Consider the following 21,354-nt stretch of genomic DNA (forward strand, 5'->3'; position numbering starts at 1 on the left):
ACCTCGGCCTGCAACGCGGCCAGCCGGGCCTCGACATCGGCGAGTTCGTCCGCGAGCCGGTCGACCTCCTCGGCCCGGCGCTCGACGTCCTCCTCCGCCGCCTGGAGTTCGCCGTCGCCCGGATTGGCGGGCGGGACCGCGGCCGCCTGACCACCGCAGAGCACCGCCCCGAGCGTCGCTACGATCACCACGCTCCTGCTCGCCCCGCCTGCGCGCCGGGAAGAACGCGTGCTCGGCACAGCCGACTCACCTCCGCCTTCGGAAAAAATGTTCGACAGTGCCACCGCAACCCACCTGCACCACGCGCACCAGACGAAACAGTGGTTTCTCGTCATGTTTTCCAGCGGCCGGGCGACACTGTGTCCCCGGACCGGGTGAGGAGCGCGCCCGGCCCGCCGTACCCGAGGTGGCCGGCAGAGCTCGAGAAGGCCGAGGAGATCGAGGAGGGCGACATGAGGTCACCGGCATCGCGGGCACCCGCGAGTCGGGCGGTGATCGGCTGCGGCGTTCTCGCCGCGGCGGGACTCGTCGTGGCGGCCGTCGGCACCTTCCTGCCGTGGCTGCGGTCGGGCTCCGTGGAACGCGACAGCTATGCGACGGCCGCGTTGCTCGACCACCTGCTGACCCTCGACCCGGCCCTGCGACTGGCGCTGCGCGCCTGGAACGGCGTGATCGTCGCCGCCGGCGTGTGCGTGATCGTCCTCGTCCTCGGCCTCTGGCGTACCGCCGCAAGCCTCATCACTATGACGGCGATCACAGTGGGAACCGTGGCAGCGCTGATCACCATCCAAAGCAGCGATGTGACCGGGTTGATCGGCATCAGCACCGTCGGCCCGGCGACCTCGACCGCCGGCTCGGCTCTCGCGCTTCTCGGCGGACTCGGGCTGTTCTTCGCCACCCGCCGAAGCGCGACGACACACCGCAGCGACGAGACTCAGGACAGGTGACAGCAGTGAGTACGCCGGAGTACGGCCACCACTACGGCCAGCAGTTCGGCCAGCAGGGGCCACCGCAGAACCCGCACCACGCTCCAGGCGCACCGGCCGGAGCGCCCCAGGTCCCGGGCACGCCGGGGCCGTACGGCTACCCCGATCCCGGCCAGCAGCAGGCGTCGTTCGCGCACACGGCCCCGGTCCCGCAGCCGGGCTACGTGACGCCCGGACCGCCCGAGGGCGGGCGGCGCAAGCGCGGCCTCATCGTGGGCCTGGTCATCGCGCTCGTGCTCGCCGTCGGCGGTGGAGCGACGTGGTGGGTGCTGTCCGAACGCGAGTCCGTCGCCTCGGGGGCGAGCACTCCCGAGGACGCGGCGACCCGGCTGCTCACGGCGCTCGGCGACGGGGATCTCCTCGGCGCGGCGAACTCCCTGGCACCCGGTGAGGCAGCGGTGCTCGGCGACCAGCTCCAGGAGGCGTTCACCGAGTTCACGCGGCTGGGCGTGCTGAGCGAGGACGCCGACGCCTCCGCTTTCTCGGGCATCAGCTTCACCGCCGAGAACCTGACGTTCGACACGGCTGCCGCCGAGCAGGTCAACGACCGCGTCACGATCGCGAAGCTCACCGGCGGCACGTTCACGCTCGACGCGGACCTCGACCAGCTCCCGCTCTCGCCCGAGTACCGCGACGCCTTCATCGCGGCCGCCACGGAGGACTCGGGACAGACGGCCGCTCGCGAGACCGTCGACATCGCCACTCTCGTGAAGCAGTCGGGATCGCCGATCCGCATCGCGACCGTGAACGTCGACGGCGGATGGCACCCGAGCCTGCTCTACACGCTCGTCGACAACGCCCTCGCCGAGGAGGGCATGTCGTGGCCGTCGAGCTCCATCCCAGCGCGCGGGGCCGACTCACCCGACGAGGCCGTGCGGGACATCGTGCAGGCGGCTCTCAACGCCGACCTGAACCGGGTGATCGAGCTGCTGCCGCCCGACGAGATGGCCGTGGCTCACGACGTCGGCCCGCTTCTGGTGCAGACACTCGCCGCCCAGGGCGCGCGCCGCTCGGGCGTGCAGCTCCTCGACCTCCAGACCGAGGACACCCCCGTCACGGGGGGCACACTGGCGACGATCACGAAGCTGGAACTGGCGGCACCCAACGGGTCCACCCTGTCCGTCAGCAAGGACGGCGACTGCTACGACGTCGGTTTCTCCGGCCGCAGCGAGCGCCTCTGCGGCGCCGACCTCGCCGCGATGCTGGCCCAGAACGCGGAGATGGACGCCTCGCCCGAGGTCCTGGAACGCCTCACGCGCGTGCTGGCCGACCAGGGCATCGGAATGATCACCACCGAGGTCGACGGCAAGCACTACGTCAGCCCGCTGCGCACCCTCGGCGACCTGGGCATGCGCATGTACCGCGAGCTGTCCCCGGAGGAGTTCCGGGCGATGCTGGAGTTCGACTGACCTGATGAAGATCACGGGCCCGGCACCCACGCGGTGGCGGGCCCGTCCGCTATCCTGACCTTGACCGGAAAAAGGACAAGCGTACGGTTTAGTGGGCAGGGCTGGAGGAAAGCCCATCTCTGCGGGCGTGACGGGGGTGGGCGACACTCGACCTGCTCCTACCCGAACAACCGCCGCCACTGGAGTGAACGTGACTGGACCCGCCAGCAAGAACAGCTTTGGCGCCCGCGACACGCTCCAGGTAGGTGATGCCTCCTACGAGGTGTTCCGCCTGGACAAGGTCGAGGGCTCGCAGCGTCTGCCCTACAGCCTGAAGATTCTCCTCGAGAACCTGCTGCGCACGGAGGACGGCGCCAACATCACCGCCGAGCACATCCGCGCGCTCGGCTCCTGGGACCCGAACGCGGATCCGTCCATCGAGATCCAGTTCACCCCGGCCCGCGTCGTGATGCAGGACTTCACCGGTGTGCCGTGCGTGGTGGACCTCGCCACGATGCGTGAGGCGGTGACCGAGCTCGGCGGCGACCCGGACAAGGTGAACCCGCTCGCGCCCGCCGAGCTGGTGATCGACCACTCCGTCATCATCGACGTCTTCGGCCGCGCCGACGCCTTCGAGCGCAACGTCGAGATCGAGTACGAGCGCAACCGCGAGCGCTACCAGTTCCTGCGCTGGGGTCAGAACGCCTTCGAGGAGTTCAAGGTCGTTCCCCCGGGCACCGGCATCGTGCACCAGGTGAACATCGAGCACCTCGCGCGCACCGTGATGGCGCGAGGCGGCCAGGCCTACCCGGACACCTGCGTGGGCACCGACTCGCACACCACCATGGTCAACGGCCTGGGTGTGCTGGGCTGGGGCGTCGGCGGCATCGAGGCCGAGGCCGCGATGCTGGGCCAGCCGGTGTCGATGCTGATCCCGCGCGTCGTCGGCTTCAAGCTGACCGGCGAGATCCCCGCGGGCGCCACCGCCACCGACGTCGTGCTGACCATCACCGAGATGCTGCGCAAGCACGGCGTGGTGGGCAAGTTCGTCGAGTTCTACGGCGAGGGCGTGGGCGCGGTGCCGCTGGCCAACCGCGCGACCATCGGCAACATGAGCCCCGAGTTCGGCTCCACCGCCGCGATCTTCCCGATCGACGACGAGACCCTGCGCTACCTCAAGCTGACCGGCCGCTCCGAGGAGCAGCTGGCGCTGGTCGAGGCCTACGCCAAGGAGCAGGGCCTGTGGCACGACCCGAGCCGTGAGGCCGAGTACTCCGAGTACCTGGAGCTCGACCTGTCGACCGTGGTGCCGTCGATCGCCGGCCCGAAGCGTCCGCAGGACCGCATCGAGCTGAGCGCCGCGAAGTCGTCGTTCCGCGCGACGCTGCCCGACTACGTGAGCGACGCGTCCGCTGAGGAGACCACCTCGCTCGTCGACGAGGCCTCCGAGGAGTCGTTCCCCGCGAGCGACGCCCCCGGCTACATCGCCGACGGCGTGCAGGAGGACAGGGGCGGCGCGCCGGTGCACTCGGCCGCGAACGGCGCCAACGGGCGTCCCAGCAAGCCGGTGAAGGTGACCTCGGAGGACCGCGGCGAGTTCGTGCTCGACCACGGTGCCGTGGTGATCGCCTCGATCACGTCGTGCACCAACACCTCGAACCCGTCGGTGATGCTCGGCGCAGCGTTGCTCGCCCGCAACGCCGTCGAGAAGGGCCTGTCGGTGAAGCCGTGGGTGAAGACCTCCATGGCTCCCGGTTCGCAGGTCGTCACCAACTACTACGACAAGGCCGGCCTCTGGCCGTACCTGGAGAAGCTGGGCTACCACCTGGTCGGCTACGGCTGCACGACTTGCATCGGCAACTCCGGCCCGCTGCCCGAGGAGGTCTCGGCCGCGGTGCAGGAGAACGACCTCAGCGTCGTGTCGGTGCTGTCGGGTAACCGCAACTTCGAGGGCCGCATCAACCCCGACGTCAAGATGAACTACCTGGCGTCGCCGCCGCTGGTCATCGCCTACGCGCTGGCCGGCACGATGGACTTCGATTTCGACAACCAGCCGCTCGGCCAGGACTCCGACGGCAACGACGTCTTCCTGCGCGACATCTGGCCGTCGCCGCAGGAGATCCAGCAGACCATCGACTCGGCGATCACGCAGGAGATGTTCGCCGAGGACTACGCCGACGTGTTCGACGGCGGCGAGCGGTGGAAGTCGTTGCCCACGCCCGAGGGCAAGACCTTCGAGTGGGACCCCGAGTCCACCTACGTCCGCAAGCCCCCGTACTTCGAGGGCATGACCGCGGAGCCCGAGCCCGTCACCGACATCGCCGGTGCGCGGGTGCTGGCGAAGCTGGGCGACTCGGTGACCACCGACCACATCTCCCCGGCCGGTGCCATCAAGGCGGACTCCCCCGCGGGCCGCTACCTCACCGAGCACGGCGTCGACCGCAAGGACTTCAACTCCTACGGTTCGCGTCGTGGCAACCACGAGGTGATGATCCGCGGCACGTTCGCCAACATCCGCCTGCGCAACCAGCTGCTGGACGACGTCCAGGGCGGCTACACGCGCGACTTCACGCAGCCCGGCGGCCCGCAGGCGTTCATCTACGACGCCGCGCAGAACTACGCCGCACAGAACACCCCGCTGGTGGTGCTCGGCGGCAAGGAGTACGGCTCCGGTTCGTCGCGTGACTGGGCGGCGAAGGGCACGCGCCTGCTGGGCGTGCGCGCCGTCATCGCCGAGTCCTTCGAGCGCATCCACCGCTCGAACCTCATCGGCATGGGTGTGATTCCGCTGCAGTTCCCGGAGGGCTCCTCCGCCGAGTCGCTCGGCCTGGACGGCACGGAGACCTACGACATCAGCGGCATCACCAAGCTCAACGAGGGCGAGACCCCGAGCACGGTGCACGTGACGGCCACGAAGGACGACGGCAGCAAGGTCGAGTTCGACGCGGTCGTGCGGATCGACACGCCGGGTGAGGCGGACTACTACCGCAACGGCGGCATCTTGCAGTACGTGCTGCGGAGGATGACAGGCGCCTGATCCGAGGCGTAGGAACGGTCGGCACGGCGGCCCACCACGTGATGTGCGTGGTGGGCCGCCGTGCTGTCTCGGGGAGGTGGGTTCGTGCCGGAGATCCTGTTGGCGGGCGCGGCGGTGTTCGCCGGGGCACTGGTGCAGGGGTCCGTCGGCTATGGCATGAACCTCGTCGCCGCACCGCTGCTGGCGCTGGTGGACCCCCGGCTGGTCCCGGTGCCGCTGCTGGTGGTCGCGTTGGCGCACGCGGCCCTGGCTTTCGGGCGGGAGTTCCGCGACGTCGACTGGCGCGGCGTCGGGTACGTGATGGTGGGTCGGCTGCCCGGCACGGCGTTGGGCGTGCTGGCGGTGGCGCTGCTCGCGGAACGCCCGTTCGCGGCCATCGTCGGTGCCGCCGTGCTGGCGTGCGTGGTGCTGTCGGTGGTGTCGTGGACGCCGAGGCCGACGCCGGGGGCGCTGGTGGTGGCGGGCGTGGCGAGCGGAACCTTCGGCACGGCGTCGTCCATCGGAGGCCCGCCGATCGCCCTGCTCTATCAACACGAGTCGGGCCCGCGCATCCGAGCCACGCTCGCCGCCTGCTTCGGGGTCGGGTCGTCGCTGTCGCTGCTCGCCCTGGGTGTCGCGGGGCAGGTGCACGGGTACCAGCTCACGACCGTGCTGTGGTTGCTGCCGTTCCTCGTCGCCGGTTTCCTGCTCTCCGGACCCGCACGCCGGTTCCTGTACGGACGACGGATGCGCGTGGCCGTTCTCAGCGTGGCCGCGGCGAGCGCACTGGCCCTGCTCGCCCGCAGCGCCGTGGGCTGAACGCGTGCACAGAGAACCGGGCCTTCAGTCGACGAACGACAGCGTGCACGCCCACGAGCACCCGTTCAGCGGACGCACCCGTCCACCGGAGCGCCTTAGCCTGCCGGACATGACGGCACAACCCGTGGTGCGGTTCTCGACGTCGACGTTGCAGCCACCCACGCCACCACCGGCGTCGCCCGGACGACACGCGTTGGTGGACCGCCTCGCCGAGCGAATCCTGGCCTTGGCTCCCGCGCGGCTGCGTGTCGCCATCGACGGGCCGACGGCGGCGGGCAAGACCAGTCTCGGTCACGAACTCGCCGAGCACCTCGTCCGGGCCGGGCGGCCGGTGCTGCGGGCGTGCCTCGACGACTTCAAACGACCGTGGAAGGACCGCCACCGCTACGACCGCGAGTCCGGCGAGGGGTACTACCGCAACGCCTACGACTACGACGCCGTCACCCGCCTCCTGCTGGAGCCCGCCGCACCCGGCGGCACGGGGCGGTGCGTGCTGTGCAGCATCGACCCGCTGACCCAGAAGGACCACTCGGACGTCGTGACCCCGGCTCCGCCGGACGCGGTGCTGGTCGTCGACGGCGTCTTCGCCTTCCGCCCCGAGATCGACCGCCACTGGGACTTCCGCATCTGGCTGGACATCGCCCCGGAGCTCTCCGTGCGCCGGGGCGCCGCACGCGACGCCTCGTGGGCCGGAGCCGACGCGACGGCGCTGCACCGCCACCGCTACCTGCCGTCGATGGAGTGCTACGAGAGCGAGGTGCGCCCGCAGCGGCTCGCCGACGTCGTCGTCGACAACACCGACTTCACCCGGCCGCGTGTCGTCCGCGAGTCACGCTGACCGACGGAAGTCGAGCACGAACACCGGCAGCGGCCGGCCCGCCCACTCGCGCTCGGCGCCGTAGCCGGGCCAGTACCGCACCAGGCGCTCCCACAGGCGCTCGTACTCCGCGCCCGTCACCTCCCACGCCCGCACCGGCACCCTCGCGCCGTCGAGCGTCACGGCCGCGTCGGGTCGCGCCCGGAGGTTGTGTGCCCAGTCCGGGTCCCGTGGCCTGCCCCAGTTCGACCCCACCACCACGACGGCGTCCGGCATCGGCAGGCACAGCAACTGCGTCTCGCGCCGCAGCCCGCTGCGTCGGCCCACGGTGGTCAGCCGCACCGTCGGCAGTCCCGCCAGGCGCAGCAACGTCCCGCGCCCGGCCGTCAGCCGGTGCAGGTGCCGGTCGACGCGCACGATCGCCGGGGCCAGGCGCATCACCCAGCGCCGTGAACCCAGGAACCGGGCCAGCGCCGTGCGCGCCGACATGTCAGTCGCGCACCTGCGCCAGGCTCAGTCCGAAGCGGTCCTGCGCGTCGGTCCACCAGTGCCGCACGTCGAAGCCCGCGTCGGTCAGCTCGGCGCGCACCCCCTCGGGCCGGAACTTGGCCGAGATCTCGGTCCGCACGTACTCGCCCCGCTCGAAACGCACCGTGAGGTCCGCGCCGGGAATCTGCACCGTCATCGGGTGGCGAGCCCGCAGGCGCATCTCGATCCACTCCTGCCGCGCGTCCCAGTGGGCGACGTGGTCGAACGCGGCGGGATCGACGTCCGCGCCGAGGTGGGTCCTCAACACGTGCAGGACGTTGCGGTTGAACTCCGCCGTGACGCCCTGCGGATCGTCGTAGGCGGTGACGAGCGTGCCGACGTCCTTGACCAGGTCGGTGCCGAGCAGCAGCCACTCCCCCGTGGCCAGCACCGACCGCACCGAGGCGAGGAACTTCGCCCGCTCCGCCGGCAGGAAGTTGCCGATCGTGCCGCCGAGGAAGGCCACCACTCGCGGCGCCGCACCGGGCAGGAAGTCCAGGTGTTCGGTGAAGTCCGCGACCACGCCGCGCACGGACAGGTCCGGGTACTCGGCGGCGATCGCCTCGGCGGAGGCCGCCAGCGCCGACTCCGACACGTCGAGGGGCACGAACTGCCGCAATGTCCCGTGCGCGGTGCCCGCGTCGAGCAGCAGCCGCGTCTTCTCGCTCGACCCGGAGCCCAGCTCCACCAGGGTCCGCGCGCCCGTCGTGGACGCGATGTCGGCGGAGCGAGTCCGCAGGATCTCCCGCTCGGCACGCGTCGGGTAGTACTCCGGCACGCCGGTGATGCGGTCGAACAACGCGCTGCCCTGTGCGTCGTAGAGCCACTTGGACGGCAACCACTTGACCTCCGCCGACAGGCCCTCGCGGACGTCCCTCCGCAGTGCGTCGGTGACCTCCGCGCCGTCGCGGTGAACGTCGATCGACACCTCGCTCACACGTCACTCCGTTCGTTCCGGTTGTGCGATCTTCTCCACCTCGCACGTCGTCGAGGCGCCGTCGCTGCGCGCCACGAGCAGCCCACCGTCCGGCACGGGCCGCCAGCCGGGCTCCTCGTCGCAGGGCTCGGAGGCGACCAGGACTCCGGCCCCGGCGGAGCGCGACCACAACGAGTGGGACCACGCGGTCGCCACGAGCACACTCCGTCCCACGAGCAGCAGGTTGAGCCGCGCTCCCCGCGACGTCGCCGCGACACGACGCACCAGCTCGCGCACCGCGTCGACCGGGTCGGCTCCCCCGCGCAACGCGCGGCGCAGCCACGCCCACAGCAACGCCGAGTCGGTGGGCGCGTCGAGGCGCAGCAGATCCACGACGGGCACCTCCTCGGCCAACCCGGCGACCGACTCCGGCCAGCCGAGCACGACCCCGTTGTGGCTGAACAGCCAGTCGTCGTCGGCGAACGGGGCGCACGCCCCTTCCGTCACGGGCATGCCCACCGTCCCGGACCGCACGGCACCGACGAACGCCGTCGACCGCACGGGCCGCAGCATCCGCTCCAGCGCCGGGTCGGTCCAGATCGGACCCGCACGGCGGTAGCGCGTCGGGTAGCCGTCGTCGGCGAACCAGCCGACGCCGAACCCGTCGACGTTCACCGTGCCGCCGCCGCGCATGTCCTTCGGCGCGTACGCCTGCACCACGAGCGAGTGCGGCGCGTGCAGCACCGGCTCCGCGGGCGCGCTCGGCGGCCCGAGGTACGCCACGTGCCTACACACCCGCGTCGCCGCCTCGCACGTCGCGGGCACACCGGAACCCGGCGAAGATCTGCCTGCGGAGGGGGAAGTCCCAGTTCCGGAACGTGCCCCGCACCGCCACCGCGTCACTGCCGAACGAACCACCGCGCAAGACCTTGTACTCGGAGCCGAAGAACACCTCGGAGTACTCGCGGTACGGGAAGGCGACGAAGCCCGGATAGGGATGGAAGTCGCTGCTCGTCCACTCCCAGACGTCTCCGATGAGCTGGTGCACGCCCAGCGGCGAGGCGCCCCGCGGGTACGCGCCCACGGGCGCCGGGCGCAGATGGCGTTGCCCGAGGTTGGCGTGCTCGGGCGTCGGATCGTCGTCGCCCCACGGGTAACGCCGCGAACGCCCGGTCGCCGGGTCGTACCGTGCCGCCTTCTCCCACTCGGCCTCGGTCGGCAGTCGCTTGCCCGCCCAGGCCGCGAACGCCTCGGCCTCGTAGTAGGAGACGTGGACGACGGGCTCGTCGGGCGGCGCGGGCTCGTACACGCCGAACCGGATGCGCCACCACTGCGCGTCCTCCCGCCGCCAGAACCGGGGTGCCGTGATGCCGTGTGCGCTGCGGTAGGCCCACCCGGCGGTGCTCCACCACCGCGGGTCGGTGTAGCCGCCGTCGTCGACGAACTCCGCGTAGCGGCCGTTGGTCACCGGGGTGGTGTCGAGGGCGAAGGTGTCGACGAACACCTCGTGCACGGGCTGCTCGTTGTCCAGCGCCCACGGCTCGATCGACGTGCCCATCGCGAACGGCCCCGCCGGGACGACGACCTCCTCGGGCAGGTCGTGCACCACCGCGGGCGGCGGCGCGGGCGCGTGCAGGACGGGATCCCCGCGACGCAGCTGATGGGTGGCCAGCATCGTCTCGTCGTGCTGCTGCTCGTGCTGGGCGACCATGCCGAACGCGAACGCGTGGCAGGTGAGGTCCCGTCCCCGCAGAGCGGCGCGCTCCAGCACGTCCATCGCCTTGTCCCGCACCTCCGTCACGTACCGGCGCGCCTCCTCCGGGCCGAGCAACGGCAACTCCGGCCGGGTGGAGCGGGGGTGCTGGAAGGCGTCGTAGAGGTCGTCGATGTCCGGACGCAGCGGGTCCCGGCCGCCCACGTCGCGGACGAGCCAGATCTCCTCCTGGCTGCCGACGTGCGCGAGGTCCCACACCAGCGGTGACATCAGCGTCGAGTGCTGCTTGACGAGGTCGGCGTCGTCCACCGCGTCGGTGAGTCCGGCACTGCGCCGACGCGCGCGCTCCAGCACCTCGGCGACGTGGGCTCTCAGCTCCTCTTCGGACAGGAGGTGAAGCGGGTGGCCCGCCTCGTCGATCGCGGCCTCCCTCGGGCGGAGGTCGAGGTCGCGGTGAACGCTGGTCATGGGCGTCACTCCCTTTCACACCGTCGCCACCGCCGCTCGACGGCACCGGCGATGTCGGTGATCGTGTGGTCGGGCAGGTCGAGGTCGGACAGCGCCGCACAGCCGAGTTCACCCACGGCGCGCGCCGCGGCGGCGAGAGCGACGTCGTCGGTTCCGTGCTGCGCCGCGGCGTCCCATTGCCCCGCGACGGGTTCGCAGAGCTCCAGCGCGGAGTCCACCGTGGACGGTGTGGAGAGGAGCGCCGCGAGCAGTGCCACGGGCGGGGCCCACTGCTGCACGGGCTGGGCGTCGAGATAGCGGATCTCCAGGTGCCCGTGCGGACGGACCGGCGGGAACAGGGTGGTGAGGTGGTACGACAGGTCGCCGAAGGTGGGCCGGGGCAACGCGGCCGCCTCGCCGCGCGCCTCGATCCAGTCGGCGAAGGTCAACCCGGCCGGCGCGTCCCACGACACCCCGGGTCGGCGCACGACCATCAACGGTGTGTCCAGGACGCGGGACGCCCAGCTCCCGGCCGGGTCGTCGCAGGGCTGCTGCGCGACGGTGCGGCACGGCTCGGTGTCCATCACGGACCGCCAGCGCGCCGACGCGAGTCCCGTGTCGACACCCGCGTGCCGCCGGGAGTTGGCGAACAGGGCCAGTAGCACCGGGCCGAGGGCATGAGCCGCGGCCCACCGGCGCGGAGCCTCGGACGCCTCCCCCGCGTCGACGCACACCTGCAACGCCGCCGTGCTGCACATCATCGTGATCCCGCCCGGGCCCCTCGGCGCGAAGCGGCGTTCCATCGCGGCGTAACGCGGGGTCGTCAGCAGTCGGGACGGCGCCCGGAAGGCGTCGATGGCCTCCGAGCCGAGTCGCAGGCCCGCGGAGGCGAGCCGGTCGGCGACGTAGGCGAGGTCGTGCTCAGCCGCCTCGACGAGGGCGCGGAACGACGCCGCGGGGGCGGTGGAGACCTCGACCTGTCCACCGGGTTCGAGCGTGAGAGCGGATCCCGCGGGCAACGGCGAGGCGGGGCTGTCGGGGACGAGTGTGCGGGGAGCGTGTGGGCCGAGAGCGGTGGCCAGCCGGGCTGCGGTCAAAGGACGGGCGGGGTCGATGACGTCGTGGACGAGATACTCCAGTTCGACACCGAGCAGGCGCGGAGGCCCGTGCTTGAAGCACACCGACGCGACGTACGCCTCGCCCTCCGCGCGATCGGAGACGACGCGCGCCGCGACCTCCTCGGGCTCGATGGTCGTGTCGGGGCGATCGCGGCGCCGTGGATCGCGGCTTTCCGGTTGCGCGACGGGTATCGCCGTCATGCCCACCCTCCCCATGCGTCGGTGGCCCGGACGTCGGAGCGAACGTCCGCGAACGTCTGAGAAGGGATACGACACTTCCGGATGAGCGAAACCTGTCAGCCCGGGACGGTCGGCGACGCACCCAGGCCGAGTTCCGCCGCCGCGGCACGCACGGCGTCGATGACCAGCCGCAACGCGGGTCGGCGCTGGCTGGTGCGGCGGTAGGCCACGGAGACGGTCCGCATCACCGGCGTCGCCAGGGTGACGATGTCGACGCCGGACGGTCGCAGGGTCAACCCGAGGTCGGAGACCAGGGTGACGCCCAGCCCGGCGCTCACCATCGCCATCGCCGTGGCCTGCTCCTCGACCTCGTGGTCGATCTTCGGCTGGAACCCGAACCGCTGGCAGGCCACCCGCACCGCCCGGCCGAACTGGCTCCGCGGACTCGCGAGGATCCACGGTTGGTCGGCGAGGTCCGACAGGCTCACCGAGCTCGCCGGCGCGGTGGCGGCGGGCATGGCGGCGTGCAGCCGCTCCACGGCCACCGCCGCGCGCTCCAACCCGGGATCCCACGGCGTCGGGGCGTCGGTGTAGTCGATGACGAACGAGAGGTCCAGCGCGCCGTCCCGCACCGCGTCGGCCGTCTCCTCGGGAGCGAGTTCGCGCGTGCGGACCTCGATGCCGGGGTGCTCCTCGGCGAGCGAGGCGAGCGCCGTGGGCAGCAGACCGGACGCCACCGACGCCCACACTCCCGCGGTCAGCCGCACCGACTGCGTCTGCTGCGCCTCCTCCAGCGCCAGCGTGGCCCGCTCGACCGCGCCGAGGATCTCCTCGGCGTGCTCGGTGAGCAGCATGCCGAGTTCGGTGAGCTGCACCCGGCGGCCCAGGCGCTCGAAGAGCTTCGCACCGACGTCCCGCTCCAGTTGCGCGAGCTGCTGCGACACGGCGGAGGCCGTGTAGTGCAGTGCCGCCGCCGCGGCGGTGACCGTGCCCCTGCGATGCAACTCCCGCAGCATCCGCAACCGATGCACCGACAGCTCCATGCATCAACACTAAAGGCAATCGTGCACGGTTCTTAACTGGACGTGAGCACGCGCTCGACCTCAGCCTGTGAGTACGCGCGGCGAGGCGCGAAAGAAGCACCGAAACACCGGGCAGGGCGTAACGAGGAGGGGTCGAGTGGGTCTCCAGCATGCTGCCGAACCGCTGCTGCGGTTGACGTGGACGGATCCGGTGACGGGCGCGCACGGCTACCTGGTCGTGCACACGCTGGTCTCCGGCCTGGCGACCGGTGGGACGCGCATGCGCGCCGGTTGCACCCTGTCCGAGGTCGAGGACCTCGCCCGGGGTATGGCCGCCAAGACGGCGACGTTCGACCTTCCCGTCGGCGGCGCCAAGGGCGGCATCGACTTCGACCCCAAGGATCCGCGGGCGCGGGGCGTGCTCAGCCGGTTCTGCCAGGCGATGCGCCCGTGGCTGGACGACCACTGGGTGACGGCCGAGGACCTCGGGGTACCGCAACACCTGATCGACGAGGTGTTCACGGAGCTCGGCCTCGGGCAGTCGTACCACGCGGCCATCCAGCGCTCGGCCGACCCGGAACGCACGCTGCGCCGGGTGCACGCGGGACTCTCCGCGCCCGTGCCGGGCGGACTGCTGCTCGGCGACGTGATCGGCGGCTACGGCGTGGCCCAGGCGTGTCTGGGTGTGGTGTCGGCGTGGGGCCGGGACAACGCCGAGACGACCGTGGCGATCCAGGGCATCGGCACGATGGGCGGCGGCGCCGCGTGGTACCTCCACGAGGCGGGCGTGCGCGTCGTGGCCGTCGCCGACGTCGCGGGCACCCTCTACGACCCGGACGGCCTCGACGTGCCCGCGCTGCTGGACGCCCGCGACCGCTACGGCGAGATCGACCGCAGCCGCGTACCCGAGCACGTCCAGCGGCTGCCCCGGTCGGCGGTGATCGCCACGGAGGCGGACGTCCTCGTTCCCGCCGCGGTGTCGTACGCGCTCACCCCGGACAACACCTACGACGTGAAGGCGTCCGCCGTCGTGGAGGCCGCCAACGCGGCGACCACACCCGAGGCCGAGGCCATGCTCGCCGCACGGGGCATTCCGGTGGTTCCCGACTTCGTGGCCAACGCGGGCGCCGCGGCGTGGGCGTGGTGGCTCATCCTCGGCCACGTCGGCACCGATCCGACCGACTCGTTCGTCAAGCTGCGGTCCGAGATGCAGTCGAAGGTGGCCTTGCTGCTCGCGGCGTGGCACAGCGATCGGGTGTCCCCGCGGCAGACGGCGATGGAGTTCGTCACGGTCCGGAACACGACACAGTCATCCTCCACCGACCAGGCGCTCACGATCCCCTGACGCGGGGGAGCACCGTCACAGTACGTACGTACGGATTGCGAACACGCAGCGTAGCTGCGAAGATCGTGGGATGCCACGGGTCAGTCAGGACCACCTCGCGGCGCGCCGTCGACAGATCCTCGACGGCGCCCGCGTGTGTTTCACGCGGTACGGCTACGAGGGCGCCACGGTCCGGCGGTTGGAGGAGGAGACCGGCCTGTCGCGCGGTGCGATCTTCCACCACTTCCGCGACAAGGACTCCTTGTTCCTCGCCCTCGCCGAGGACGACGCGCGGCGCATGGCCGACGTCGTCGCCGAGCAGGGTCTCGTCCAGGTCATGCGCGACCTGCTGTCGAACTCCCGCGAGCACCCCGCCGACTGGCTCGGCACCCGCCTGGAGGTCTCCCGGAGGCTGCGCACCGATCCGGAGTTCCGCGCCCGCTGGGCCGAACGCTCGGAGCAGCTGACGACCGCCACCCGCCGACGCCTGCTGTGGCAGCGGGACGCGGGCAACCTCCGCGACGACGTGAGCATCGACGTACTCACGTCGTACCTGGAACTGGTCCTCGAAGGACTCGTGTCGCACCTCGCCATGGGACTGCCCGCGGACGACCTCGAACCGGTGCTCGACGTCGTCGAGGAGAGTGTGCGGCGACACCGCGGTCGATCGACCGGCTCCACGGCCGGCGACGCCGAAGATCACAATGTCGATCGGTATGGGGAACAAGACATCCCGGACACTCGTTGAGCGTGGTTAAGATAGCGCCACGTCGAACGCCACTCGATATGGAGGAGTGACCACACTCGTGCGCGATGCGCAGTCACCCGGAGACAGTACCGAGCCGGGTGGCGAACCCGGCTGTCCCCACTCCACCAGCCCTGACCACGGCGGTGTCCTCTGATGGACATCCTGCTGACCGTTCTCGGCGTCCTCTTCGTCGTCCTGCTCACCGTCGGCACCGGCTTGGCCGTCGCGGCCGAGTTCTCGCTCACCACGCTGGAACGCAGCACGGTCGAGTCGAACGTCCGACAGGTCGGTGACAAACGCTCGAAGATGGTGCTCAAAGCGCACCGGACGCTGTCGTTCCAACTCTCGGGCGCACAGGTCGCCATCACGCTGACCACCCTCGTCACCGGGTACGTCGCCGAGCCGCTGCTCGGCCGCATCGTCCGCCCGATCCTGACGGGGTTCGGCATGTCCGAATCGGCCGCGGCCGGGACCTCGCTGGTGGTCGCCCTGTTGCTGGCCACGTCACTGTCCATGGTGATCGGCGAGATGGTGCCGAAGAACCTCGCCGTGGCCCTGCCCCTGAAGACGGCCCGCGCCGTGGCCGGCTACCACACGCGGTTCTCGATGCTGTTCCGCTGGCTCATCAACCTGATGAACAACAGCGCGAACTGGGTCGTCCGCAAGCTGGGCGTCGAACCACAGGAGGAGCTGCGGTCCGCGCGGTCTCCCCAGGAGCTCGGGTCGATCGTGCGCGCCAGCGCCGAGACCGGAACCCTCGACGTGTCCACCGCCCAACTGCTCGACCGGTCGCTGCGCTTCGGCGACCGCAACGCGGGCGAGCTGATGACCCCGCGCGTGCAGCTGGAAGCACTACACGTCGACGACACGGTCGTCGACATGGTGGCGCTCGCGCGCCGGACGGGACTGTCCCGATTCCCCGTCTATCGCGAGGACCTCGACGACGTCCAGGGCACCGTGCACGTCAAGCAGGCGTTCACCGTCCCGGCCTCCGAGCGGGCGTCGACTCCCGTGGGAGCGCTGATGCGGCCGATGCCGACCGTGCCCGAGTCGCTGCCCGGGGACGCGGTCCTCGACCGGCTGCGGGACTCCCGCTTCCAGCTCGCGATCGTGGTCGACGAGTACGGCGGCACGGCCGGGCTGGTGACGTTGGAGGACGTGGTCGAGGAGATCGTGGGCGACGTCCGCGACGAACACGACATCCGCGAGGAACCCGCGTCCCAGCAGCTCAGCGCCCACAGCTGGGTCCTGTCCGGACAGCTCCGCGACGACGAGGTGCTCGACGCCACCGGTTTCCGCATGCCGGAGGGCGACTACGAGACCATCGCGGGCCTGCTGTTGGAACGGCTCGGTGAGATCCCCGAGGTGGGCGCCACGCTCGACCTCGACGGCTGGCAGCTCGAGGTCACCGGCATGGACCGGCACCGGATCTCCGAGGTCACCGTGCGGCACCGGGAGGCGACCTCGTGAACGACTGGCTGTCCATCTCGCTGATCGGCGTGCTGCTGCTCGCCAACGCGTTCTTCGTCGGTGCCGAGTTCGCGCTCATCTCGTCGCGGCGGGACCGGCTGGAAGCCCTGCTGGAGCAGGGCAAGGCCCGCGCCAAGATCGTGATCAACGCCAGCAAGCACGTGTCGTTGATGCTGGCGGGCGCGCAGCTCGGCATCACGGTCTGTTCGCTGCTGCTCCTGCAGTTCGGCGAGCCCGCCGTGGCACATCAGCTGGAACTCGCGGTGCACGCACTCGGGATTCCGCTGCCGACCTACGCCGTGCACGCCGTGGCCTTCACCGTCACGCTGGTGGCGCTCACGCTCCTGCACGTGCTGATCGGTGAGATGGTGCCCAAGAACCTCGCCATCGCCGAACCCGAACGGCTCGCGCTGTGGCTGGTGCCCGTGCACGTGGCCTGGGTGCGCCTCACCCGGCCGTTCATCTGGTCCCTCAACAGCATCGCCAACGGCATCCTCCGACTCGGCAAGATCGAGCCGAAGGACGAGATCGAGACGGGATACACCTCCACCGAGCTGGCCGCGCTGCTGAGCGAGTCGCGGAGGGAGGGGTTGCTGGAGCAGGCCGAGCACCGCAGGCTGAGCCAGACCCTGTCGTCCGTCGAGAAGACCGTCGACGACGTGCTCGTCCCCCTGGACGAACTGACGACACTCCCCGAGCGCCCCACCGTCGGCGACGTGGAACGGGCGGTGTCCTCCACCGGCTTCTCGCGTTTCCCCGTGCGCGACGCGGGCGGGAAACTGACGAGTTACATCCACGTCAAGGACATCCTGGATCAGCTCGACGGCGACCCGTCCGTCGTCGTCCCGGCCACGAAGACCCGGAAGCTCACGGAGCTGACGCGGTCGGCCAAGCTCGACCAGGCTCTGTCGGCCATGCGCCGGGAGGGCAGCCATCTCGCGATGGCGGTCGACGCCGAGCACGACGTGGTCGGCATCGTGGCGCTGGAAGACCTGCTGGAGGAGTACGTGGGCACCGTCCGGGACGGCACCCACGTGACGGGACGGCCATGAGCCAGACCGGCATCCTGTCCGAACCCGAGTGGCGGGCCCGAGAGGACGCGCACGTGCATCGCGTGCGCGCGTGGACGGAACCGCACCGAAAGCGGCGCTCCCGCGGCGAGAAGCATCCCGTGCTGGACTTCCTGTTCACCTACTACTCGTTCCCGCCGGCACGTCTGGAACGGTGGCAGCCCGGACCCGAGGTCGTCCTCGCGGGTCCGGGCGCCCGCCGGTTCCTCGACCGACCCGGCTACCGCGAGACGGCCGACGGCGTCGTCCTCGACATCTCGGCCGTGCCCGACCGCCTCGCCCGCACCGCCCGCTACACGCTCTCGCTGCTCGAGGCCGTGGACGGGCGGCGGGCGCGCGTCGACTGCTTCGGCCTGCACGAGTGGGCCATGGTCTACCGCACGACGCCCGATCAGGTGCGGCACACACAGGTGCCGTTACGCCTGGGACACGCGCGGACCGACGCGGTGGTGGAGTCACTGGACGTGCGGTGCAGCCACTTCGACGCGTTCCGCTTCTTCACCCCCGAGGCCAGGCCGCTCAACCGGTTCGCCCCCACCCGGGAGACACAACCGGATCTGGATCAGCCGGGATGCCTGCACGTCGGCATGGATCTGTACAAGCACGCCTACAAGCTCGATCCGTTCGTGCCGTCGGAGCTGCTGGGCGACTGCTTCGTCCTGGCGGCCGACATCCGGGAGCTGGACATGCGCGCCAGCCCGTACGACCTCGCGTCCTACGGCTACTCCCCCGTTCCGATCGAGACGGCCGAGGGGCGCGCCGCGTACGCCCGGGCGCAGGCGGAGTTCGCCCGCCGAGCGGCGCCGCTGCGACGACGTCTCATCGACCTCTGCCGGGTCCTGCTCCAGCCCGCGGACACGCCGCGTTAATTCAGATCACATATTGATCACGCAATCCCCTGGTAGAGTGATCACGTTTTGGTCTCGCACACAGAGTGTCACTGCTGCGTCATCGACCGAGGGGGATGCGCGAGATGGGACGACACGACGGTCGTCACCGAGCCCGGCAACAGCCTGAACCGGCACAGTCCGTGACGTCGACGGGAACCCATCGGGCCGTGGGTCGCCGACGCGGCGTCGCGGCGTGGCCCATCGCCTGCGTCGTACTGGCCGGGCTGCTCGTGGCCGGCTGGTTCGGCTGGAACTGGGCCGACGGCGTGCTGGAGAGCCGGGCCGTGGCCGAGGTCGAGAGCTGCCAGGCCGGAGACACCACCGTCCGCGTCGCCGTCGACCCCGCGCTGGTGGATCCGGTCAGCACCGCGGCCGACCGGTGGAACCGCGAGGGAACCGTCGTGCGGGAGCACTGCGTGCACGTGGACGTCCAGGCCGTGCCTTCAGCAGAGGTCGAGGCGGTCCTCTCCGGAACCGCCGATCCCGCGGACATCGGCGGCTATCCGACGGCCTGGCTTCCGGACTCGGCCGAGCGGATCGACGCCCTCGCGCAGCAGCACCCCGAACTCATCGGCTCCTCGGGGCTGACCATCGCATCGGGCCCCGACGGCGAGCACCGCTACCTCGCAGTGGCGGGCCCCGACACCCGGGACGCTCAGCAGCACGCCGCCCAATCGTTCCAGAAGTTCCTGCTGCGACCCGCACAGCAACAGGCGTTCCGCGCCGCCGGTCTCACGCCGGCGAACGGCTGACCGCTCGCGGGGTCAGGGCACGGGCCGGCGGTCATCCGCGCAGCGGACTCGGACACGAACGGCGAGGTTTCCTGCGCGTCGGCGTTGATGGAGGGAAGCGTCGTCAGCCGGTGCGGCGAGCGTTGCGCCGCTCGGAAAGCTCGTCGGGGACGCTCGGTTCGATCTGCCCGCCGTCGGCCCGCTCGGCGGGGAACTCGTGCAGCGTTCCTGTGATCTCCTGCATCGCGTTGCTGACGGCGATACCGAACACACCCTGTCCGCCCTGGAGCAGATCCACGATCTCCTCCGGGGACGTGCACTCGTACACGGTGGCGCCGTCGGAGAACAACGTGACCTTCGCGAGGTCGCGCACCCCGCGCGCCCGGAGGTGGTCCACGGCGACGCGGATGTTCTGCAGCGAGACGCCGGTATCGAGGAGCCGCTTGACGATCTTCAGGACCAGAAGGTCTTTGAACGAATAAAGCCGCTGCGACCCGGAACCATGCGCGGTGCGGATACTCGGTGTCACGAGTTTCGTGCGCGCCCAGTAGTCCAGTTGCCGGTACGTGATCCCGGCGATCTGACAGGCGGCCGGACCACGGTAGCCCACCAGTTCGTCCGGCAACGAGCTGTCGGGGAACAACTCCCCTTGCTCACCGGCCATACTCGCCGGACTCTCGTCGACCACCCATGCCTCCTCTCGCCCGGCGTGGCGCCGGTAGCGAAACAAGACCGCCGATCCCGGGCCGGAACCGACCGGTTACGACAATCCCGCCACGACGAACCGCTCTACCAGCGTAATCACAACGGCGCGATTCACGTCCTTCCCGACGGTAAGCCCACCCGGCAGCCCGGTCAACGCGACGCGCGGACCATGGGGTGAGCTGCGTGCAGCCGTGACCCACTCGACATATTTACTTGCGTGAGTTACTTTTTACTCATGCGCGTAAACGACGAATTCGACGCCGGACTCGGCCTCACTCCGACCGAAGCCGCCCGCCGCGCACAAATCATCGACGCAACGGTGGACGTCATCGCAGAACTGGGTTTCGCCAAGGCGTCCTTCGCCCGAATCATCGAAAGGGCGGGACTCAGCAGTACGCGGATGATCTCGTACCACTTCGCCGACAAGAAGGAGTTGATGACCGCGACCCTGATGGCGCTCATCGACCACCACGACCGGTACGTGGAGGAACGCACTCCCGCCGACGCGGACAGGGCCACGCTGTTGCGGTCGTTCCTGGAGGTCGAGATCACCTACCTCGCCGCACACCCGCGGCAGGTCCTCGCGCTCTCCGAGATCGCCGCCAACGCGCGAGACTCCGACGGTTCACCGCTGTTCGACATCGTCGTGCACGACCTGCGGGTCGGTCGGCTCGCGCGCCAACTCACGCAGGGACAACGAGAGGGACAGTTCACGGACTTCGACCCGGAGATCATGGCGAGGACCATCCGGCACGCGCTCGAGGGACTGGCGCAGCAACTGGTCGCCGACCCCGGCCTCGACGTCGAGCACTACTCGGCCGAGCTGACGGCGTTGTTCACCAGGGCCACCGCCAAGCCCTGACAGATCAGGTGTCGGCGCCCCGGAAGTCTTCCGGCGACACGGAGTCGAGGAACTCGCGGAACTTCTCGACCTCGTCCTCCTGCTCGTCGGGGATGATCAATCCCGCCTCCTCCAGCACCGAGTCCTCGGCGTGGATGGGCACCCCGACGCGCAGGGCGAGCGCCACGGAGTCACTCGGCCGCGCCGACACCCGGACGTCACCGTCGAACACGAGCTCGGCGAAGAACGTACCTTCGCTCAGATCGGTGATGACGACCTGCTGAAGTTCCCGGCCGAGAGCGCCGATAATGTCCTTGAGCAGATCGTGAGTCAGCGGTCTGGCCGGGCGGACACCCTGCTGCTCCAACGCAATGGCCGTCGCCTCCACCGATCCGATCCAGATCGGCAGGTACCGCTCACCGTCGGTCTCCCGCAGCAGCAAGATCGGCTGGTTCGCGGGCAACTCGACCCGGACGCCGACGACGCGCATCTCGCTCATCGGGCTTCGCCTCCCTCTCCTGCGCGCGGGCCGCAGCGCTGTCAACGAGGATCCCGCGCCGACTCTACTCGACGCTACCCGTCATCAGGGCGCTGTGCTCGTCGCGAAACTTGTTGTCCTGCACG

At 70.5% G+C, this 21,354-nt stretch carries 20 protein-coding genes and 1 pseudogene; 12 read left to right on the forward strand and 9 right to left on the reverse strand.

What is annotated here, in order from left to right; translation table 11 throughout:
* A pseudogene (locus tag SACAZDRAFT_RS23130) lies at positions 1-191 on the reverse strand (hydrolase); the annotation flags it as partial.
* A gap of 261 nt (positions 192-452) precedes the next feature.
* Here SACAZDRAFT_RS23130 and SACAZDRAFT_RS04265 point away from each other — a divergent pair.
* From SACAZDRAFT_RS04265 to SACAZDRAFT_RS04285, 5 genes are all read left to right on the forward strand, one after another.
* The gene (locus SACAZDRAFT_RS04265) at positions 453-947 is read left to right on the forward strand and encodes a hypothetical protein (protein ID WP_005439026.1); all 495 of its coding nucleotides are present in this window, start codon (positions 453-455) and stop codon (positions 945-947) included.
* Positions 944-2,395, forward strand: a complete 1,452-nt coding sequence (locus tag SACAZDRAFT_RS04270; protein WP_005439028.1) for a flagellar basal body-associated FliL family protein — start codon at positions 944-946, stop codon at positions 2,393-2,395. Before SACAZDRAFT_RS04265 ends, SACAZDRAFT_RS04270 begins: the two co-directional genes overlap by 4 nt.
* 190 nt (positions 2,396-2,585) lie before the next feature.
* Positions 2,586-5,411 carry an aconitate hydratase gene (locus tag SACAZDRAFT_RS04275; RefSeq protein ID WP_005439029.1) on the forward strand — a complete coding sequence of 942 codons (2,826 nt, stop codon included), beginning with the start codon at positions 2,586-2,588 and terminating at the stop codon, positions 5,409-5,411.
* 84 nt (positions 5,412-5,495) lie between these two features.
* Positions 5,496-6,209: a sulfite exporter TauE/SafE family protein gene (locus SACAZDRAFT_RS04280; protein ID WP_005439039.1), complete on the forward strand. Its 714-nt coding sequence runs from the start codon at positions 5,496-5,498 to the stop codon at positions 6,207-6,209.
* Between the two features lie 109 nt (positions 6,210-6,318).
* Positions 6,319-7,047 (forward strand): nucleoside/nucleotide kinase family protein, encoded by a 729-nt coding sequence (locus SACAZDRAFT_RS04285; protein WP_037294634.1) that lies wholly within the window; start codon positions 6,319-6,321, stop codon positions 7,045-7,047.
* Here SACAZDRAFT_RS04285 and SACAZDRAFT_RS04290 read toward each other — a convergent pair.
* From SACAZDRAFT_RS04290 to SACAZDRAFT_RS04315, 6 genes are all read right to left on the reverse strand, one after another.
* Positions 7,039-7,515: a nitroreductase family deazaflavin-dependent oxidoreductase gene (locus SACAZDRAFT_RS04290; RefSeq protein WP_005439042.1), complete on the reverse strand. Its 477-nt coding sequence runs from the start codon at positions 7,513-7,515 to the stop codon at positions 7,039-7,041. The genes SACAZDRAFT_RS04285 and SACAZDRAFT_RS04290 overlap by 9 nt on opposite strands.
* A gap of 1 nt (position 7,516) precedes the next feature.
* Entirely contained in the window at positions 7,517-8,491 is a 975-nt protein-coding gene (egtD, locus tag SACAZDRAFT_RS04295) for an L-histidine N(alpha)-methyltransferase (protein ID WP_005439043.1), read from the reverse strand.
* A 3-nt stretch (positions 8,492-8,494) separates the two neighbouring features.
* Positions 8,495-9,265 carry an ergothioneine biosynthesis protein EgtC gene (egtC, locus tag SACAZDRAFT_RS04300; protein WP_005439044.1) on the reverse strand — a complete coding sequence of 257 codons (771 nt, stop codon included), beginning with the start codon at positions 9,263-9,265 and terminating at the stop codon, positions 8,495-8,497.
* Positions 9,258-10,652, reverse strand: a complete 1,395-nt coding sequence (gene egtB / locus SACAZDRAFT_RS04305; protein WP_005439045.1) for an ergothioneine biosynthesis protein EgtB — start codon at positions 10,650-10,652, stop codon at positions 9,258-9,260. Before egtB ends, egtC begins: the two co-directional genes overlap by 8 nt.
* Positions 10,653-10,657: 5 nt before the next feature.
* The gene (egtA, locus tag SACAZDRAFT_RS04310; RefSeq protein ID WP_005439046.1) at positions 10,658-11,950 is read right to left on the reverse strand and encodes an ergothioneine biosynthesis glutamate--cysteine ligase EgtA; all 1,293 of its coding nucleotides are present in this window, start codon (positions 11,948-11,950) and stop codon (positions 10,658-10,660) included.
* A gap of 95 nt (positions 11,951-12,045) precedes the next feature.
* Entirely contained in the window at positions 12,046-12,972 is a 927-nt protein-coding gene (locus SACAZDRAFT_RS04315) for a LysR family transcriptional regulator (protein WP_005446845.1), read from the reverse strand.
* A gap of 136 nt (positions 12,973-13,108) precedes the next feature.
* On the opposite strand from SACAZDRAFT_RS04315, the gene SACAZDRAFT_RS04320 reads away from it, so the two are divergent.
* The 6 genes from SACAZDRAFT_RS04320 (at position 13,109) to SACAZDRAFT_RS04345 (ending at position 19,205) form a co-directional block, all read left to right on the forward strand.
* On the forward strand, positions 13,109-14,296 hold the full coding sequence (locus SACAZDRAFT_RS04320) for a Glu/Leu/Phe/Val dehydrogenase dimerization domain-containing protein (RefSeq protein WP_005439048.1): 1,188 nt from the start codon (positions 13,109-13,111) through the stop codon (positions 14,294-14,296).
* 70 nt (positions 14,297-14,366) lie between these two features.
* The gene (locus SACAZDRAFT_RS04325) at positions 14,367-15,023 is read left to right on the forward strand and encodes a TetR/AcrR family transcriptional regulator (RefSeq protein WP_005439049.1); all 657 of its coding nucleotides are present in this window, start codon (positions 14,367-14,369) and stop codon (positions 15,021-15,023) included.
* 153 nt (positions 15,024-15,176) lie between these two features.
* Complete coding sequence (locus SACAZDRAFT_RS04330) at positions 15,177-16,493, forward strand: hemolysin family protein (RefSeq protein WP_005439051.1); 1,317 nt, start codon at positions 15,177-15,179, stop codon at positions 16,491-16,493.
* A complete protein-coding gene (locus SACAZDRAFT_RS04335) occupies positions 16,490-17,545 on the forward strand; it encodes a hemolysin family protein (protein ID WP_005439053.1) in 1,056 nt (351 codons plus the stop codon). The genes SACAZDRAFT_RS04330 and SACAZDRAFT_RS04335 overlap by 4 nt, the downstream gene beginning before the upstream one ends.
* Positions 17,542-18,432, forward strand: a complete 891-nt coding sequence (locus SACAZDRAFT_RS04340) for a hypothetical protein (RefSeq protein WP_005439054.1) — start codon at positions 17,542-17,544, stop codon at positions 18,430-18,432. Before SACAZDRAFT_RS04335 ends, SACAZDRAFT_RS04340 begins: the two co-directional genes overlap by 4 nt.
* 104 nt (positions 18,433-18,536) lie before the next feature.
* Entirely contained in the window at positions 18,537-19,205 is a 669-nt protein-coding gene (locus SACAZDRAFT_RS04345; RefSeq protein ID WP_005439060.1) for a hypothetical protein, read from the forward strand.
* Between the two features lie 103 nt (positions 19,206-19,308).
* Here SACAZDRAFT_RS04345 and SACAZDRAFT_RS04350 read toward each other — a convergent pair whose 3' ends face one another.
* Positions 19,309-19,848, reverse strand: a complete 540-nt coding sequence (locus tag SACAZDRAFT_RS04350) for a MerR family transcriptional regulator (RefSeq protein ID WP_085977746.1) — start codon at positions 19,846-19,848, stop codon at positions 19,309-19,311.
* A 276-nt stretch (positions 19,849-20,124) separates the two neighbouring features.
* Between SACAZDRAFT_RS04350 and SACAZDRAFT_RS04355 the strand changes: the two genes are divergently transcribed.
* A complete protein-coding gene (locus SACAZDRAFT_RS04355) occupies positions 20,125-20,751 on the forward strand; it encodes a TetR/AcrR family transcriptional regulator (RefSeq protein ID WP_005439064.1) in 627 nt (208 codons plus the stop codon).
* A gap of 4 nt (positions 20,752-20,755) precedes the next feature.
* Here SACAZDRAFT_RS04355 and SACAZDRAFT_RS04360 read toward each other — a convergent pair whose 3' ends face one another.
* Positions 20,756-21,229 (reverse strand): bifunctional nuclease family protein, encoded by a 474-nt coding sequence (locus SACAZDRAFT_RS04360; protein ID WP_005439071.1) that lies wholly within the window; start codon positions 21,227-21,229, stop codon positions 20,756-20,758.
* Positions 21,230-21,354: the final 125 nt, after the last annotated feature.

Source organism: Saccharomonospora azurea NA-128, from assembly GCF_000231055.2.
Lineage (GTDB): Bacteria > Actinomycetota > Actinomycetes > Mycobacteriales > Pseudonocardiaceae > Saccharomonospora > Saccharomonospora azurea.

Bases quoted from the DNA above. Each gene is read 5' to 3' on its own strand.
- SACAZDRAFT_RS04265 (WP_005439026.1), top strand. From the start codon at position 453: ATGAGGTCACCGGCATCGCGGGCACCCGCGAGTCGGGCGGTGATCGGC.
- SACAZDRAFT_RS04285 (WP_037294634.1), top strand. From the start codon at position 6,319: ATGACGGCACAACCCGTGGTGCGGTTCTCGACGTCGACGTTGCAGCCA.
- SACAZDRAFT_RS04290 (WP_005439042.1), bottom strand. From the start codon at position 7,515: ATGTCGGCGCGCACGGCGCTGGCCCGGTTCCTGGGTTCACGGCGCTGG.
- egtB (WP_005439045.1), bottom strand. From the start codon at position 10,652: ATGACCAGCGTTCACCGCGACCTCGACCTCCGCCCGAGGGAGGCCGCG.
- egtA (WP_005439046.1), bottom strand. From the start codon at position 11,950: ATGACGGCGATACCCGTCGCGCAACCGGAAAGCCGCGATCCACGGCGC.
- SACAZDRAFT_RS04315 (WP_005446845.1), bottom strand. From the start codon at position 12,972: ATGGAGCTGTCGGTGCATCGGTTGCGGATGCTGCGGGAGTTGCATCGC.
- SACAZDRAFT_RS04325 (WP_005439049.1), top strand. From the start codon at position 14,367: ATGCCACGGGTCAGTCAGGACCACCTCGCGGCGCGCCGTCGACAGATC.
- SACAZDRAFT_RS04330 (WP_005439051.1), top strand. From the start codon at position 15,177: ATGGACATCCTGCTGACCGTTCTCGGCGTCCTCTTCGTCGTCCTGCTC.
- SACAZDRAFT_RS04340 (WP_005439054.1), top strand. From the start codon at position 17,542: ATGAGCCAGACCGGCATCCTGTCCGAACCCGAGTGGCGGGCCCGAGAG.
- SACAZDRAFT_RS04345 (WP_005439060.1), top strand. From the start codon at position 18,537: ATGGGACGACACGACGGTCGTCACCGAGCCCGGCAACAGCCTGAACCG.
- SACAZDRAFT_RS04350 (WP_085977746.1), bottom strand. From the start codon at position 19,848: ATGGCCGGTGAGCAAGGGGAGTTGTTCCCCGACAGCTCGTTGCCGGAC.
- SACAZDRAFT_RS04355 (WP_005439064.1), top strand. From the start codon at position 20,125: ATGCGCGTAAACGACGAATTCGACGCCGGACTCGGCCTCACTCCGACC.
- SACAZDRAFT_RS04360 (WP_005439071.1), bottom strand. From the start codon at position 21,229: ATGAGCGAGATGCGCGTCGTCGGCGTCCGGGTCGAGTTGCCCGCGAAC.